Here is a 15523-nt window from a genome sequence, read left to right as displayed (position 1 = left end):
GACGGCGGCCGACGGCGGCTCCGCCGTGGACGCGGCGCTGGCCGCCGCCCTCGTGGCGCTGGCCACCGAGCCTGGCATGGTGAGCTTCGGCGGCGGTGCGTACGTCGCCGTGTGGCCGGCCGGCGGCGAGCCGGTGGTGGTCGACGGGAACGTCGAGATGCCGGGGCGGGGCGTGGACCCGGCGCGCCTGGGCGCCGGTCTGCGCGAGGTCGTCACCACGTACGGCGGCGGGGTCACCATGTACGCCGGGCACGGTTCGGTCGCCACCCCGGGGATCGTTCCTGCCTTCGCCCGGGCCCACGAGCTGTACGCGCGGCTGCCCTGGGCCCGCCTGGTCGCTCCCGCGGTGCCCGCTGCCCGGTCCGGGTACCCGATGAGCCCGGCCTCGGCCCGCTACCTGTCCTTCACGGCGGACACTCTGTTCGGCGAGGACCCCGAGGCGCACGCCCTGGTGACGGCACCCGACGGACGGCTGATGCGCGGTGGTGAGCGCACGAGCAACCAGCTGCTCGCCGACGTCCTGGAGCAGCTGGCCACCGAGGGCGTCTCGCTGTTCACCACCGGCTGGGTGGGTCGGGCGCTGGTCGACGACCTGGCGCGCCACGGCGGGCTGGTCACCGCGGCCGACCTCACCGACTACCGGCCCGTGGTGCGCCCCGCCCACCGGCTCGACATCGGCGAGTGGTCGGTCGCGACCAACCCGCCGCCCGCGGTCGGTGGCCCGATGCTGGCGGTGATGCTCACCGAGCTCGCCCGGCGCGGCGACTGGACCTGGTCCGACGCGATCGAGATCCAGCGTGCGGTGCTGGCCTACCGCACCTCCGTGCACGACCTGTCCGCCGACCTGGAGGGCGACGGCCTCGCCCTGCTCGGCGAGGTGGACCGTCGCGGTCTGGCCGCGCTGCGCGGCTCCGCCTCCACCGCGCACATCTCCGCGGTCGACGACCGGGGGAACGCCTGCGCGATCACGATGAGCAGCGGCTACGGCTCGGGCACGTCCATCCCGGGCACCGGCATCCTGCTCAACAACGCCCTCGGCGAGGTGGAGCTCAACCGTCGGGGGCTGCACGCCATGCCACCCGGGACGAGGCTGGCCTCGAACATGGCGCCGACCACCGGCCGGACCGCCGACGGCCGGACGCTGGCGATCGGGTCCCCCGGGGCGGACCGGATCACCACGGCGCTCATGCTGGTGCTCGGTCAGGGCTGCCTGCACGGCGCCGACCTGCGGACCGCGATCGCCAACCCTCGGCTGCACCTGCGGCTCGGTGGGACGGGCGACTTCCGGGTCGAGTACGAGCGTGACGCCGGGATCGCCGCCGCCGTCGCAGCCTCGGGGCTCGCCGGGCACGAGTACGCCGAGCCGGACATGTACTTCGGGGGCGTCGCCGCGGCGTACCGGGCCGTGGACGGCACCCTGCTCGCGGCCGGGGACGCGCGCCGGGAGGCCGTGGTCGGGGTGTCCGACCCGGCCTCCGGGTGAGCGTCCGGTCAGCCGGTGGGCCCCTGGGCCCGCAGCGTCTCGACCTCGCTCATCGCGGCCCGCAGCTGGGCCAGCCACTCCTCGGCGTGCTCGCCCACCAGGCGTACCGACCAGGCCAGCGCGTCGGCGCGGGAGCGGGCGACGCCCGCGTCGACCAGGGTGTCGAGGACCTGCCGCTCGGGCTGGCGCAGCCGGGTCATCACCGGCACCGCCAGGTGGGTGAAGAGCGCCTCCACGCCGCCGTGCCGGACTCCCCACGACACGGTCCGCCCGTAGCGGGCCTCGGCCTCGCGGGCGATCTCGATGCGGCGTTCCCGGGTGTCGGCACGGAACCGGCTCACCCTGCCCTCCGCGGCTGCCCCGTCGGCCGCGTCCTCGTCGGCCAAGGTGCCGACCACGGTGATCTCCTCGCGGTCGACGTTGACCTGGACCTCGCTGAACCACTCCCCCGGCAGCCGGCCGGCGAACCAGTCGGCGGCGTCGTCGGCGGGCGGCAGGTCGGCACTCTGCCAACCTCCGCGCCGCCCGGAGCCGCGGCGTCCGCGGCGGATGTCGTCTGTGGCGAACATCGGTTCCTCCTCGTGTGAATTACTTGATTACAACGTTACACACCAACGCAAGTCCCACCTCGCCGCCGGGCGGCCTAGACTGCGACCTAGGTCACATTCCTCTCGTCCAGCCGGGGAGCCATGTCCGACACCGCCCACGACCGTGCCGCCCTCGTGCGCACCCTCGCCGAGCAGCACCGCCACGAGCGAGGCCCGCTGCTGCCGGCCCTCCACGAGGTGATGGAGGAGCTCGGCCACCTCGACCGCAGCGACTTCCCGGTGCTGGCCGACGTGCTGCACCTGTCGGTCGCGGAGGTGCACGGGGCGGTGAGCTTCTACCACGACTTCCGCACCGCTCCCCCGCCGTCGCACGAGATCCGGCTCTGCCGCGCCGAGGCCTGCCAGGCGGTCGGCGGCCAGGAGCTCTACGACGGGACGCGGTCCCGGGCGGCGGCCGGCGAGCTCGGCGAGGGGACCGAGGTGGCCGAGGTCTTCTGCCTGGGCAACTGCGCTCTCGGGCCGTCCGGGACGCTCGACGGGACCCTGCACGGCCGGCTCGACGGGGCCCGCATCGACGCCCTGACCCGCGAGTGGCGCCGATGACCACCGTGTTCGTGCCCCGCGACGCGGCCGCGCTGTCCGTCGGTGCCGACGACGTCGCCGCCGTCCTCGAGGCCGCACCGGGGGTCAGCGTGGTGCGGACCGGCTCGCGCGGGCTGCTGTGGGCCGAGCCGCTGGTGGAGGTCGCCACCGACCGCGGCCGCGTGGGCTACGCCAACGTCACCGCCGCCGACGTGCCCGCCCTGCTCGCCGGTGGCCTCGACGACCTGCCCGAGCGCTGTCTGGGCCCGGTGGAGGAGCACCCCTGGCTGCGTGACCAGCGCCGGGTGACCTTCGCCCGCGTCGGGGTGGTCGATCCCCGGTCGGTCGATGACTACGCCGCGCACGGCGGCTGGGCCGGCCTGCGCCGGGCGCTCTCCCTGAGCCCGGAGCAGGTGGTGGCCGAGGTGGTCGACTCCGGGCTGCGCGGGCGCGGCGGCGCCGGGTTCCCGACCGGTCTGAAGTGGCGCACCGTGCTCGCGGGCGAGGCCGACCAGAAGTTCGTGTGCTGCAACCTCGACGAGGGCGACTCGGGGACCTTCGCCGACCGGATGCTGGCCGAGGGCGACCCGTTCTCGCTGGTCGAGGGGATGGTCATCGCCGGGTACGCCGTCGGTGCCACCGAAGGCTACGTCTACGTGCGCTCGGAGTACCCGCACGCGGTGGCAGCTCTGCGCCGCGCGGTGGAGAGCGCCTACACCCACGGCTTCCTCGGCGAGGACGTCCTCGGCAGCGGGGTGCGGTTCGACCTGCACGTCCGGGTCGGGGCGGGCGCCTACATCTGCGGCGAGGAGTCCTCGATGCTCGAGAGTCTCGAGGGCCGCCGGGGCGAGGTCCGCGCCCGTCCCCCGATCCCGGCCGTGGCCGGGCTGTTCGGGCGGCCGACCGTCGTCAACAACGCGCTCACCTTGGGCACGGTGCCGATGGTGCTGGCCGACGGCGGGGCCGCCTACGCCGCGCTCGGCACCGGACGGTCCCGGGGCACCCAGGTGTTCCAGCTGGCCGGCAACGTCCGCCGGGGCGGGATCGTGGAGCTGCCGTTCGGCGTGACGATCGGCGACCTCGTGGAGGGGTACGCCGGAGGCACCCGCACCGGCCGTCCGGTCCGGGCGGTCCAGGTCGGCGGCCCGCTGGGCGGCTACCTGCCCCCGGGGCGGTTCGACCTGCCGATGGACTACGAGGCCCTGGCCGAGGCCGACGCGATGCTGGGGCACGGCGGGGTCGTCGTCTGGGACGACTCCGCGGACCTGGCCCGGCTGGCGCGCTTCGCCATGGAGTTCTGCGCCGTGGAGTCCTGCGGCAAGTGCACTCCGTGCCGGGTCGGCTCGGTCCGCGGCGTCGAGACGCTCGACCGGGTGCTGGCCGGTGAGGACGTCAGCAGGAACCTCGGCCTCCTCGAGGACCTGTGCGAGGTGATGAGCAAGGGCTCCCTGTGCGCCATGGGCCAGCTCACCCCGATGCCGGTGCGCACCGCCCTGCGGCACTTCCCCGAGGACTTCGACCGCACTCCGGAAGGAGCTGACCGATGACCACCGTCGACCAGACCGCACCGGCCCAGCAGTGGGCGCCCGAGCCGGACCTGGGAACACCCGCGGTGCAGGGCACCCCTCCGGTGCGGCTGACCGTGGACGGCCGGGACGTCGAGGTCCCCGCGGGCACCTCGGTGCTGCGTGCCGCGGCGCTCGCCGGGGTGACGGTCCCGAAGCTCTGCGCGAGCGACTCCCTGAAGGCCTTCGGGTCCTGCCGGATGTGCCTGGTCGAGATCGAGGGCGCCCGGGGTGTCCCGGCCTCGTGCACCACACCGTGCACCGACGGCATGGTGGTGGCCACCCAGACCGACCAGGTCCGCAGGCTGCGCCGCCAGGTGATGGAGCTCTACCTCTCCGACCACCCCGCCGACTGCGCGGGCTGCGCTCGCGGGAACTGCGAGATGCAGGCGATGGCGGTGCAGGTGGGGGCCGCCGAGGTGCGCTTCGGCCCCGGCCGGACCCACCTGGACCCCACGGCGTACGACGCGACGAACCCCTACTTCGACTACGACCCCTCGGCGTGCATCGTCTGCTCGCGCTGCGTGCGGGCCTGCGGCGAGATCCAGGGCACCTTCGCCCTGACCGTGGAGGGCCGCGGCTTCGACTCCCGGATCACCCCCGGCGGAACCGACTTCCTGTCCTCCGAGTGCGTGTCCTGCGGGGCCTGCGTGCAGGCCTGCCCCACCTCGGCGCTCCAGGAGCGGTCGGTGGTGGAGCTGGGCATGCCGACCAGGGTCGTGGACACCACCTGCGCCTACTGCGGCGTCGGCTGCTCCTTCCGTGCCGAGGTGCAGGGCGAGGGCCCCGACACCCGCGTGGTGCGGATGGTGCCCAGCAAGAGCGGCGGAGCCAACGAGGGCCACAGCTGCGTCAAGGGCCGGTTCGCCTACGGCTACGCCTCGCACGCCGACCGGCAGCTGCACCCCATGGTGCGCGACTCCCTCGAGGACCCCTGGCAGGTGGTCTCCTGGACGGAGGCGATCGACCGGGTCGCCGCGGGCTTCCGCGCGCTCCAGGCCGAGCACGGCGTCGGCGCCATCGGCGGGATCTCCTCCTCACGCTGCACCAACGAGGAGGTGTACGTCGTCCAGAAGCTGGTCCGGGCGGCCTTCGGCAACAACAACGTCGACACCTGCGCCCGGGTGTGCCACTCCCCCACCGGCTACGGCCTGAACCAGGCGTTCGGCACGTCCGCGGGCACTCAGGACTTCGCCTCGGTGGAGCAGGCGGACGTGGTCCTGCTCATCGGGGCGAACCCGACCGACGCCCACCCGGTGTTCGCCTCCCGGCTGAAGCGGCGGCTGAGGACCGGAGCGCGGATCATCGTGGCCGACCCCCGCCGGATCGACCTGGTCCACGGGCCGCACGTCGAGGCCGCCCACCACCTCCAGGTCCGGCCGGGCACCAACGTCGCCTTCGTCAACGCCATGGCCCACGTCGTGGTCACCGAGGGGCTCGCCGACGAGCGGTTCCTGCGCGAGCGGTGCGAGAACGTGGAGGGGTACCTCGCCTTCATCTCCCGGCCCGAGCACTCCCCCGAGGCGACCGAGGAGATCACCGGCATCCCCGCCGCGGAGCTGCGCGCCGCCGCGCGCCTCTACGGCAGCGCCGGCAACGCCGCCATCTACTACGGGCTAGGGGTCACCGAGCACAGCCAGGGCTCCACCATGGTGATGGGGATGGCCAACCTGGCGATGGTGACCGGCAACCTCGGCCGCGAGGGCGTGGGCGTCAACCCGCTGCGCGGCCAGAACAACGTCCAGGGCTCCTGCGACATGGGCTCGTTCCCCCACGAGCTGCCGGGCTACCGGCACGTCTCCCGCGACGAGGTCCGGGGGATCTACGAGCGGCTCTGGGGCCGGACCCTCGACCCCCGGCCCGGGCTGCGCATCCCCAACATGTTCGACGCCGCCCTCACCGGGACCTTCCGCGGCCTCTACGTCCAGGGGGAGGACATCGCGCAGTCCGACCCCAACACCCAGCACGTCGAGGCGGCGCTGCGGGCGATGGACCTGGTGGTGGTCCAGGACCTGTTCCTCAACGAGACCGCCCGGTTCGCGCACGTGTTCCTGCCCGGCACCTCCTTCCTGGAGAAGGACGGCACGTTCACCAACGCCGAGCGCCGGATCAACCGGGTGCGCCCGGTCTTCGCGCCCCGGCAGGGCAAGGACGAGTGGCAGATCACCTGCGACATCGGCCGGGCCATGGGCTACGACATGGGGTACGCCGGAGCCCACGAGATCATGGACGAGATCGCCGCGACGACCCCGACCTTCGCGGGCGTGTCCTTCGCCCGCCTCGACGCCGAGGGCTCCATGCAGTGGCCGGTCACCGAGGCCGCGCCGCACGGCACCCCCACCATGCACGTCGGGGAGTTCGTGCGCGGCAAGGGCAACCTGGTCGAGACCGTGTACGTCCCCACGACCGAGCGCACCACCCGCCGGTTCCCCCTGGTGCTGACCACCGGGCGGATCCTCACCCAGTACAACGTGGGCGCCCAGACCCGGCGTACCTCCAACAACACCTGGCACCCCGAGGACGTCCTGGAGATCCACCCGGCCGACGCCGAGGTGCGCGGCATCGCCACCGGCGACCTCGTCGAGCTGTCCAGCCGGGTCGGCCGCACCACCCTCCGCGCGGAGGTCTCTGAGCGGATGCCGGCGGGGGTCGTCTACACCACCTTCCACCACCCGGTCACCGGGGCGAACGTGGTGACCACCGAGAACTCCGACTGGGCGACCAACTGCCCGGAGTACAAGGTGACCGCCGTGCAGGTCGAGGTGGCCAACGCCCGGGGCGAGACCGACCGCGAGGCCGCGGCGCGCGAGCTGGCGGGCCGCCGGTGACCCACGGCATCGCCCCCGAGGCGCGGTTGGGCAACGACATCGCCCGCCAGTTCGCCCACCTGCCCCAGGACGAGGCCGTCGAGCGGATCGCGGCCCACCTGGCGCGGTTCTGGGAGCCGCGGATGCGGGCCCGGCTGCGCGAGCTGGTCGCCGCGGGCGACCCGGACGTCGACCCGCTGGTGGCCGCCGCGGCGAGGCGTCACCCGCCGGGCTGAGCGTCGTCCTCGAACGCCCCGCGCGAGCGCAGGTCCCGGACCGGCAGCACGACCCCGCGCCGGTCGGCGTACGCTTCCCGGGCCGCTCCCTCCTCGGAAGGTCCCATGCCGCACTACGTCCTGACCCTGCAGTGCCCCGACCGCCCCGGCATCGTGCTCGCCCTCGCCACCGGCATCGGCCGGGCCGGCGGCACCATCCTGGACAGCGCCCAGTTCTCCGACCCGACCACCGGCCTGTTCTGCGTGCGCACCGAGTTCGAGGCACCCGCGGCCGATGCCGAGGAGCTGCGGGCCCTGGTCGGTGCGGAGCTGGCCGCGTTCGGCGCCCGGCTCTCCCTGCGGCCGCGTGACCGGCACCGGCGGGCGCTGCTGATGGTCTCCCGCCTGGACCACTGCCTGGTCGACCTGCTGTACCGCTGGGAGCGCGGCGAGCTCCCCGTGGAGATCCCCGTGGTGGTCTCCAACCACGAGGACCTGCGGGAGCTCGTGGAGCGGCACGGCCTGGAGTACGTCCACGTCCCGGTCACGCCGGCCACCAAGCCCGCCGCCGAGGCCCGGCTCCTCGAGCTGGTCGAGGACCACCGGATCGACGTGGTCGTGCTCGCCCGCTACATGCAGGTCCTCTCCGACGAGGCCTGCCGCCGGCTGGCCGGACGCGCCATCAACATCCACCACTCGTTCCTGCCCGGCTTCAAGGGGGCCAGGCCCTACCACCAGGCCCACGACCGGGGCGTGAAGCTCATCGGGGCCACGGCCCACTACGTCACCGGCGATCTCGACGAGGGGCCGATCATCGAGCAGGACGTCGTCCGGGTCGGGCACACCCGCACCGCCGAGCAGATGGTCCGGCTGGGCCGCGACGTGGAGCGGCTGGTGCTGGCGCGAGCGGTCACCGCGCACGCCGAGGACCGGGTCTTCCTGTGTGGAGCGAGGACGGTGGTGTTCGCGGACTGAGCGCCTGGCCCGGCCGCGTCCCGCGGCCGGCGTGGTCGGCACCGGTCCGGTCAGTCGCGCGGCTGTCCGCCGTACATCGAGTCGAGGACCGACGCGTAGCGCGCCTCGATGACCTTGCGCTTCACCTTCATGCTCGGCGTCAGCTCATCGCTCTCCACCGACAGGTCGTGGTCGAGGATCCGGAAGTCCTTGATGGTCTCCCACCGGTTCAGCTGGCCGTTGAGCTCGTCGATGCACTTCTGCACGTAGCCGCGGACCGCGGGGTCAGCGGCCAGCAGGTGGTAGTCGGAGGCACTGAGGCCCTGCGCCCGGCCCCACTGCTGCAGCGCGTCCGGGTCCAAGGCGACCAGGGCCGTCGCGTAGTTGCGTCGCTCGGCGTGCACCAGCATCTGGCTAGCCAGTGGGCAGACCGCCTTGAACTGGGCCTCGATGGGTTGCGGCGCGATGTACTTCCCGCCGGAGGTCTTGATCAGGTCCTTCTTCCGGTCGGTGACCCGGAGTCGGCCGAGCGCGTCCAGCTCGCCGATGTCACCGGTGGAGAACCAGCCGTCGGGGCTGAGCACCGTGGCCGTCTCGTCGGGCAGGTTGTGGTAGCCGCGCATCACCAGGGGACCGCGGATCAGGATCTCCCCGTCGTCGGCGATCGTGAGCTCCGAGCCGACCAGCGGCGGCCCCACGACCCCGAACGCCGGGTGCTCGGGGTCTCCGATGCAGGCCCCACCACCGGTCTCCGTCAGCGCGTATCCCTCGATCAAGGTCACCCCGGCTGCGTGGAACCAGGTGGCGATGTCCCGGGAGAGGGCTGCGCTTCCCGAGACCATGAAGCGCATCCGTCCACCGAGCCGGTCGCGGATCTTCGACAGCACCAGCCGGTCCGCCACGGCGTACCGGACCCGGAGTGCCCGGCCCGGAGCTCTCCCCTCGACCCGGGCGCGGGAGACCTGCTCACCCACTCCGAACGCCCAGGTGAACAGCTTGGACCTGAGGCCGGCGTCCTCATGGACGGTCTGCACGATCTTGCCGTGCACCTTCTCGAAGATCCGGGGGGGACCCGCCATGAAGGTGGGTCGGACCAGCGCCAGGTTCTCGACGATCATGTCGATGCGGCCGTCGACGGCTGAAGGGAACCCGATCTGCAGCTGTACCGCCGCGAGCATCTTCCCGAAGGAGTGCGACAGCGGCAGCCACAAGTACTGCAGGTCGTCCTTTCGCAGGATCTCGATGCTCTCGGCTCCGGCGCCGAGGTAGGTCCAGCATCGATGGGGCAGCTCCACGCCCTTGGGTCGTCCGGTGGTTCCCGACGTGTAGATCAGTGTGGCCAGGTCCTCGGGCCGGATGGCGGCCACGGCGTCGTCGACCGAGGTGGGGTGGTCGACGAGGTGCCTTGCCCCCAACGCCTCCAGGTCGGCCAGGCTCAACACCCATTCGCCGTCCGACTCACCGGCGAAGGTGATCACCCGGATCAGGTGGGGCAGGTGCTCGCGCTGGAGGCGCAGCTTGGCGATCTGGCCGTCGTCCTCGGCAAAGACGATGCGGCTGCCGCTGTCTGACAGGATGAACGCGACATCCTCGGCCGCGGTGGTGGGGTACACCGCGGTCGTGGCGGCCCCCGCGCACATGATCGCGAGGTCGGCGTAGAGCCACTCGATGCGGGTGCCGGAGGCGATCGCGACCCGCTCCTCCGGCTGGATCCCCAGTGCCAGCAGACCGGCTGCCATCGTCTTGACGGTGTCGAGGGTCTGCGCCCAGGTGACCGAGGCCCATCCGGTCCCGGTGGGAAAGCGGAACGCCTCGTCGTGCGGCGTCGCCGCGACCCGGTCGTAGAACAGCTGGGCCAGCGATGCTGCGGGTGTGGGATAGCTGCTGGTGTCGGTGGACCCGCTCGTTGTCAGGGTCATGGCACCCTCACTCCCTTTCGCGGCTCATGCTCAACGTACCCGAGCGCGGGTGGGGACCTTCACGGGAGCCGGGCAGGGCCGTGCCAGCACGGTCGTGCCGTTCCACGCCGAGTGGGCCGGTCGGCGCACCCGGCTAGGCTGGCCGGCGTGACCGCAACCCGCAGCCTGACCCGGACCGAGGCCACCGAGCGGGGCCGACAGCTGCTGGTCCACGAGTACGACGTCACTCTCGACCTGACCCTCGGCGAGCGGCACTTCGGCTCGACCACGAGGATCGGCTTCTCCACCACGGGAGGGCCGACATTCCTGGACCTCCAGAGCGCTCGGGTGCTGCGGATCACGCTCGACGGCGACCCCCTCGACTCCGGCGCCCTCGCCCACGGGAGGCTGCCGATCGCGCCGGCCGCCGGCCGGCACGAGCTCGTGGTCGACGCGATGATGCGCTACCGCAACGACGGCGAGGGGCTGCACCGCAGCGTGGACCCGGCCGACGGGCGGCACTACGTCTACGCGATGTGCTTCATGGACGCCGCCCCCAGCGTGTTCGCCTGCTTCGACCAGCCCGACCTCAAGGCACCGCTGACCCTGCACGTGCGGGCACCGCAGGACTGGAGCGTCGTCGGCAACGCCCCTGGCGAGCAGGTCGAGCCCGGGGTGTGGGAGTTCGCCACGACACCCCCGCTGTCGACGTACTTCGTCACCGTCGTGGCCGGGCCCTACCACCTGCTGCGCACCGAGCACGACGGCGTACCGCTCGGCCTGTCGGCGCGGGCCAGCCTGGCGACGCACCTGGAGAAGGACGCCGAGGAGCTGTTCACCCTCACCGGCCAGTGCTTCGACGAGTTCCACCGGCTCTTCGGCATCCGCTACCCCTTCGGCGACTACCACCAGGCCTTCGTCCCCGAGTTCAACGCGGGTGCCATGGAGAACCCCGGGTGCGTCACCTTCCGCGACACCCTGGTGTTCACCAGCCGGGTCACCCGGGGGGAGCGTGTCAACCGGGCCACCACCATCGCCCACGAGATGGCGCACCAGTGGTTCGGCAACCTCACCACCCCGGTGTGGTGGGACGACCTGTGGCTCAACGAGTCCTTCGCGGAGTACATGGGCATCCGGGTCACCGCCGACGTCACGGCGTTCCACGAGGCCTGGGTGACCGACTCCCACCTGCGGCGCCAGTGGGGCCTGGTCGCCGACCGGCGGCCCAGCACCCACCCGGTGGCCGGAAACGGGGCGACCGACGCCAGCAGCGCCCTGCAGGACTTCGACGGGATCTCCTACGTCAAGGGCTCGGCGCTCCTCAAGCTGCTGAGCTCCACCCTGGGCGACGAGGTCTTCCTGTCCGGCGCCGCCGACCACTTCCGCCGCCACCGGTTCGGGAACGCGACCATGCACGACCTCTTCGCCAGCTGGGAGCGGGCCGGGGCGCACGACCTGGCCGGCTTCACCACGGCCTGGCTGCGCTCCGCCGGCGCCGACGTGCTGCGCCTGGACCGGGACCGCGGCGTGCTCACCTGCACCGTCCCGGCCCCACACCCCGCGCACCGCCGGCACCGGCTGCGGGTGGCCACCGCCACGTCCCCGGGAGAGTGGCGCACCGAGGAGGTGGAGGTCGAGCCTCCGGGGACGCCGTTCCAGGTCCCCCCCGGGACCGCGGTGGTGCTCGACCCGTTCGAGGACACCTGGGCGGTCCCCCACCTGGACCCGGAGACGGTCACGGCGCTACCGGCGCTGCTGCCCCGCACGACCGACCCCATGCTGCGCGCCGGCGTGTGGAACGGGCTCGCCGGCACGTTCCACGACGGGCAGGTGTCTCCCGACGCGGTGCTCGACGTGGTCGAGGCGGCCCTGCCCACCGAGACCGCCGACGAGGTGTTCCAGCGTCGCATCCGTGATGTGGTCGAACGGGTGGCCACGCTGTCCGACGACCGTGAGGCGGCCCTGGCCCGGGTGCACGGAGCCGCCCTGAGCCGCCTGCGGACGGCGCCTGCGGGGTCGACCCTTCAGCTGGCCGCCTTCCAGACCGCGGTCCGCTCGGCCCCGCCCGGAGAACGGCTCGCCGCGTGGCGCGACGGGACCGACCTCCCGGCCGGTCTGGAGCTGGACGAGGACCTGCGCTGGCTCGTGCTGGTCCGCCTGGCGAGCCTGGGGGCCACCGACCGGGACGAGCTGCAGCGACAGCTCTCCTCCGCCCCGACGGCTGTCGCGCGCGTGGAGCACGTCCGGGCGGTCGCCTCGCTGCCCGACCCGGAGGCCAAGGCGTTCGCGTGGGCCTACTTCACCGGTGACACCGACGCCCCCAACTACGAGATCGAGGCGGCCGGAGCCGGCCTGTGGCGACCCGGTCAGGAGCACCTGACCCGGGACTACGTCGCGCGGTACTTCGACGAGCTGCCCCGCACCGCCGAGGTCCGGCAGGGCTGGGTGCTCGCCGACGCCGCCGGCTGGTTCTTCCCCCTCACCTCCGTCGATGCCGCCACCCTGGACCGGGCCCGGGCGCTGGAGGCCCGTGCGGACCTCGAGCCGTCCCTGCGCCGTCGCCTGGTGGATCTCACCGACGAGCTCGCCCGGCGGCTCGCGGTGCGGGAGAGGTTCGGCCGGTGACCACCGCCCGCGGCCGGCGCCCGGGACCCACGGTGCGCACCCGCGTGCACGAGCTGACCGATGACCTGGAGCGCGACCGCGAGGACCGGGTGGCCACCGAGGAGCCGCTGGAGCTGCGCCTCGGCTGGCCCGGCGCCGACCCGCGCCGCGTCTGGGTCACCATGCGCACCCCCGGCCACGACTTCGAGCTCGCCGCCGGATACGTCGTGCACGAGGGGCTGGCGGCGCCCGGCGACCTGCGTCAGGTGGCTTACTGCACCGACCGCGACCTCACGGACGCGCAGGAGTTCAACGTGGTCACGGTGACCCTCGGCACCGCACCGGCGCTGGACCCGGCCGACCGCCACGCCGGGTTCGGTGCCGGCTCCGCCTGCGGGGTCTGCGGCAAGGACAGCATCGCCGCCGTCCTCGACGTCCCCCACGCCCCGGCCTGGACCGGGGCACTCCCCGAGCCTGCGGTGGTCCGGCGGCTCCCCCGGCTGCTGCGGGAGGCCCAGTCGGTGTTCGCCCGCACCGGCGGCGTGCACGCCGCCGGGCTCTTCTCCGCGGCCGGGGAGACGCTGGCGGTCCGCGAGGACGTCGGCCGGCACAACGCGGTGGACAAGGTGACCGGCGCCCGGGTGCTGGCCGGGCAGCCCACCGCCGAGGCGTGCCTGGTCGTCAGTGGCCGGGCCGGCTTCGAGCTGGCGCAGAAGGCCGTCGCGGCAGGGATCGGTGCCCTGGTGTCGGTCGGTGCCCCCTCGAGCCTGGCGGTGCACCTGGCCCGGGGTGCCGGTCTCACCCTCTACGGGTTCACCTCTGCCGACCGCTGCGTGCGCTACACCTGACGCACCCGGGGGCGCCCGGCGTGGGTCCGCACCACTGTCGGCGGTCCCTCCTAGGGTCGTGGTGTGCGCATCCTCCACACCTCCGACTGGCACCTCGGCCGGTCCTTCCACCGGGAGTCGATGCTCACCCACCAGGCCGCCTTCGCCGACCACCTGCTCGAGGTGGTGGCCGCCGAGCAGGTGGACCTGGTCGTGGTCGCCGGGGACGTCTACGACCGCGCCCTGCCCCCGGTGGACGCGGTGCGGCTCGCCGACGACACGCTGGCCCGGCTGGCGTCCTCTCGCGCGACGGTGGTCGTCACGAGCGGCAACCACGACTCCGCGCACCGGCTCGGGTTCGGGTCCCGGCTGATCGACGCCGCGGGTGTCCACATCCGCGCCGACGCGGCCCAGGTCGGGGTCCCGGTGACGCTGGCCGACGAGCACGGACCCGTGGCGGTCTACGCGCTGCCCTACCTCGACCCCGAGTCGGTCCGGGAGGCGTGGGGCCTCGCGGGGCGCTCCCACCAGGCGGCTCTCGCCGAGGCGCTGCGCCGTGTCCGCCTCGACCTGGCGACCCTGCCGGCAGGCACCCGGTCGGTGGTGGTCGCGCACGCCTTCGTGGCCGGTGGCCGACCCAGCGACTCCGAGCGGGACATCGCCGTGGGCGGGGTCCAGGTGGTTCCCGCAGCACTGTTCGACGGGATCGACTACACCGCGCTGGGCCACCTGCACGGTCGGCAGTCGCTCACCCCCCGCGTGCGGTACAGCGGGTCCCCGCTCGCCTACTCGTTCTCCGAGGCCGCTCACGTCAAAGGGTCCTGGCTGGTCGACCTGGGCGTCGACGAGCCGCAGGCGGAGTTTGTGGAGGCGCCGGTGCCGCGGTCGCTGGCCCGGCTCAGCGGCACCCTCGAGGAGCTGCTGCACGACCCCCGGCACTCGACGGCCGAGACGTCCTGGGTCGAGGTCACCCTCACCGACGACGTCCGACCGGGGCAGGCCATGGAGCGGCTGCGCCGCCGCTTCCCGCACACCCTGCTGCTCTCCTTCGCGCCGACGCACCCGCCGCCCGGCGAGGCACCCGTGGCCCGTCCGACCGGACGCAGCGACCACGAGATCGCGCTCGAGTTCGTCGCCGAGCTGCGGGGCCGCCCCGCCACTCCCGCCGAGCGGGCCCTGCTGGGTGCAGCCTGCGACGCGGTGCCGGACGACCCGGACGCCGACGTCCTCGGCCGAGGTGCCTGATGCGCCTGCACCGGCTGGAGATCACCGCTTTCGGGCCCTTCGCGGACACCGTCGAGGTCGACTTCGACGCGCTCTGCGACGGCGGCCTGTTCCTGCTCACCGGACCCACCGGCGCCGGCAAGACCAGCATCCTGGACGCCGTCTGCTTCGCGCTGTACGGCGACGTCCCCGGCGACCGCGCCGGCGCCAAGCGGCTGCGCTCGGACCACGCCTCCCCCGGGACCGCGCCACGGGTGAGCCTGGAGTGCACCCTCTCCGGCCGCCGTGTGCGTCTGGTCCGCTCCCCCGCCTGGCTGCGCCCCAAGAAGCGGGGCGTCGGCACCACCCCGCAGCAGGCCTCGGTCACCGCCACCGAGCGGGTCGGTGACGCCTGGGTGCCGTTGTCCTCCCGGCTGGACGAGACCGGTCAGCTGGTCACCAGCCTGCTGGGGATGAACCTCTCCCAGTTCACCCAGGTGGTCATGCTGCCCCAAGGAGGGTTCCAGGCCTTCCTGCGGGCCCGCTCGGAGGACCGGCACCGCCTGCTGCAGCAGCTGTTCCGCACCGGCCGCTTCGAGGGAGTGGAGCGCTGGCTGCGCGACCGACGCCGTGAGGTCGCCGGACGCTCCCGCGCGCGGCAGCAGGAGGTCGGGGACCTGGTCAGCCGGCTCAGCGAGGCCGCCGACGCACCACCGCCCGCCGACTGCGCGGAGACCGACCTGGCCCTGGCCGCTGCCGAGGGTTCCGGCACCGCCTGGTCCGCGGAGCGGGCCGGCGCGGCCCGTGCGAGGGCCGTCGAGGCGGCCAGCAGTCTGG

The 15523-nt window shown here is 73.5% G+C and carries 12 protein-coding genes; 10 read left to right on the top strand and 2 right to left on the bottom strand.

All coding sequences use genetic code 11. The features are described 5' to 3' along the window. On the top strand, positions 1-1483 hold a 1483-nt coding region (locus tag PLP61_RS07625; RefSeq protein WP_324501915.1), incomplete at its 5' end, for a gamma-glutamyltransferase. An 8-nt stretch (positions 1484-1491) separates the two neighbouring features. Here PLP61_RS07625 and abmR read toward each other — a convergent pair. After that, positions 1492-2052, bottom strand: coding sequence for an ATP-binding transcription factor AbmR (gene abmR, locus PLP61_RS07620; protein WP_324501913.1), 561 nt, complete (start codon positions 2050-2052; stop codon positions 1492-1494). Positions 2053-2172: 120 nt separating this feature from the next. Between abmR and PLP61_RS07615 the strand changes: the two genes are divergently transcribed. The 5 genes from PLP61_RS07615 to purU all read left to right on the top strand — a co-directional run bounded on the left by PLP61_RS07615 (position 2173) and on the right by purU (position 8175). Beyond that, the gene (locus tag PLP61_RS07615; RefSeq protein ID WP_324501911.1) at positions 2173-2634 is read left to right on the top strand and encodes an NAD(P)H-dependent oxidoreductase subunit E; all 462 of its coding nucleotides are present in this window, start codon (positions 2173-2175) and stop codon (positions 2632-2634) included. Next, complete coding sequence (locus tag PLP61_RS07610; RefSeq protein ID WP_324501909.1) at positions 2631-4160, top strand: formate dehydrogenase beta subunit; 1530 nt, start codon at positions 2631-2633, stop codon at positions 4158-4160. Before PLP61_RS07615 ends, PLP61_RS07610 begins: the two co-directional genes overlap by 4 nt. Next, positions 4157-7006 carry a formate dehydrogenase subunit alpha gene (gene fdhF, locus PLP61_RS07605; RefSeq protein ID WP_324501907.1) on the top strand — a complete coding sequence of 950 codons (2850 nt, stop codon included), beginning with the start codon at positions 4157-4159 and terminating at the stop codon, positions 7004-7006. Before PLP61_RS07610 ends, fdhF begins: the two co-directional genes overlap by 4 nt. Further along, positions 7003-7221 carry a formate dehydrogenase subunit delta gene (locus PLP61_RS07600; RefSeq protein ID WP_324501906.1) on the top strand — a complete coding sequence of 73 codons (219 nt, stop codon included), beginning with the start codon at positions 7003-7005 and terminating at the stop codon, positions 7219-7221. Before fdhF ends, PLP61_RS07600 begins: the two co-directional genes overlap by 4 nt. A 105-nt stretch (positions 7222-7326) precedes the next feature. Further along, a complete protein-coding gene (purU, locus tag PLP61_RS07595) occupies positions 7327-8175 on the top strand; it encodes a formyltetrahydrofolate deformylase (RefSeq protein WP_324501905.1) in 849 nt (282 codons plus the stop codon). Positions 8176-8225: 50 nt separating this feature from the next. Here purU and PLP61_RS07590 read toward each other — a convergent pair whose 3' ends face one another. After that, the gene (locus PLP61_RS07590; protein WP_324501903.1) at positions 8226-10073 is read right to left on the bottom strand and encodes an AMP-dependent synthetase/ligase; all 1848 of its coding nucleotides are present in this window, start codon (positions 10071-10073) and stop codon (positions 8226-8228) included. Between the two features lie 147 nt (positions 10074-10220). On the opposite strand from PLP61_RS07590, the gene pepN reads away from it, so the two are divergent. The 4 genes from pepN to PLP61_RS07570 form a co-directional block, all read left to right on the top strand. After that, entirely contained in the window at positions 10221-12677 is a 2457-nt protein-coding gene (pepN, locus tag PLP61_RS07585) for an aminopeptidase N (protein WP_324501901.1), read from the top strand. Continuing rightward, complete coding sequence (locus tag PLP61_RS07580; protein ID WP_324501899.1) at positions 12674-13504, top strand: formate dehydrogenase accessory sulfurtransferase FdhD; 831 nt, start codon at positions 12674-12676, stop codon at positions 13502-13504. Before pepN ends, PLP61_RS07580 begins: the two co-directional genes overlap by 4 nt. Before the next feature lie 63 nt (positions 13505-13567). Continuing rightward, positions 13568-14728 carry an exonuclease SbcCD subunit D gene (locus tag PLP61_RS07575; protein ID WP_324501897.1) on the top strand — a complete coding sequence of 387 codons (1161 nt, stop codon included), beginning with the start codon at positions 13568-13570 and terminating at the stop codon, positions 14726-14728. Beyond that, the coding region (locus PLP61_RS07570; protein WP_324501895.1) for an AAA family ATPase at positions 14728-15523 on the top strand (796 nt) is incomplete at its 3' end. The genes PLP61_RS07575 and PLP61_RS07570, both read left to right, overlap by 1 nt.

The sequence above is a fragment of the Nocardioides sp. genome (assembly GCF_035429765.1).
Classification (GTDB): Bacteria; Actinomycetota; Actinomycetes; order Propionibacteriales; family Nocardioidaceae; genus Nocardioides.
The sequence above is the reverse complement of the archived record's forward strand: the minus strand, read 5'-3'. Positions and strand labels throughout refer to the sequence as shown.

Excerpts from the sequence above, each read along its gene's own strand:
- abmR (WP_324501913.1), bottom strand. The coding sequence starts at position 2,052 with ATGTTCGCCACAGACGACATCCGCCGCGGACGCCGCGGCTCCGGGCGG.
- PLP61_RS07615 (WP_324501911.1), top strand. The coding sequence starts at position 2,173 with ATGTCCGACACCGCCCACGACCGTGCCGCCCTCGTGCGCACCCTCGCC.
- PLP61_RS07610 (WP_324501909.1), top strand. The coding sequence starts at position 2,631 with ATGACCACCGTGTTCGTGCCCCGCGACGCGGCCGCGCTGTCCGTCGGT.
- fdhF (WP_324501907.1), top strand. The coding sequence starts at position 4,157 with ATGACCACCGTCGACCAGACCGCACCGGCCCAGCAGTGGGCGCCCGAG.
- purU (WP_324501905.1), top strand. The coding sequence starts at position 7,327 with ATGCCGCACTACGTCCTGACCCTGCAGTGCCCCGACCGCCCCGGCATC.
- PLP61_RS07590 (WP_324501903.1), bottom strand. The coding sequence starts at position 10,073 with ATGACCCTGACAACGAGCGGGTCCACCGACACCAGCAGCTATCCCACA.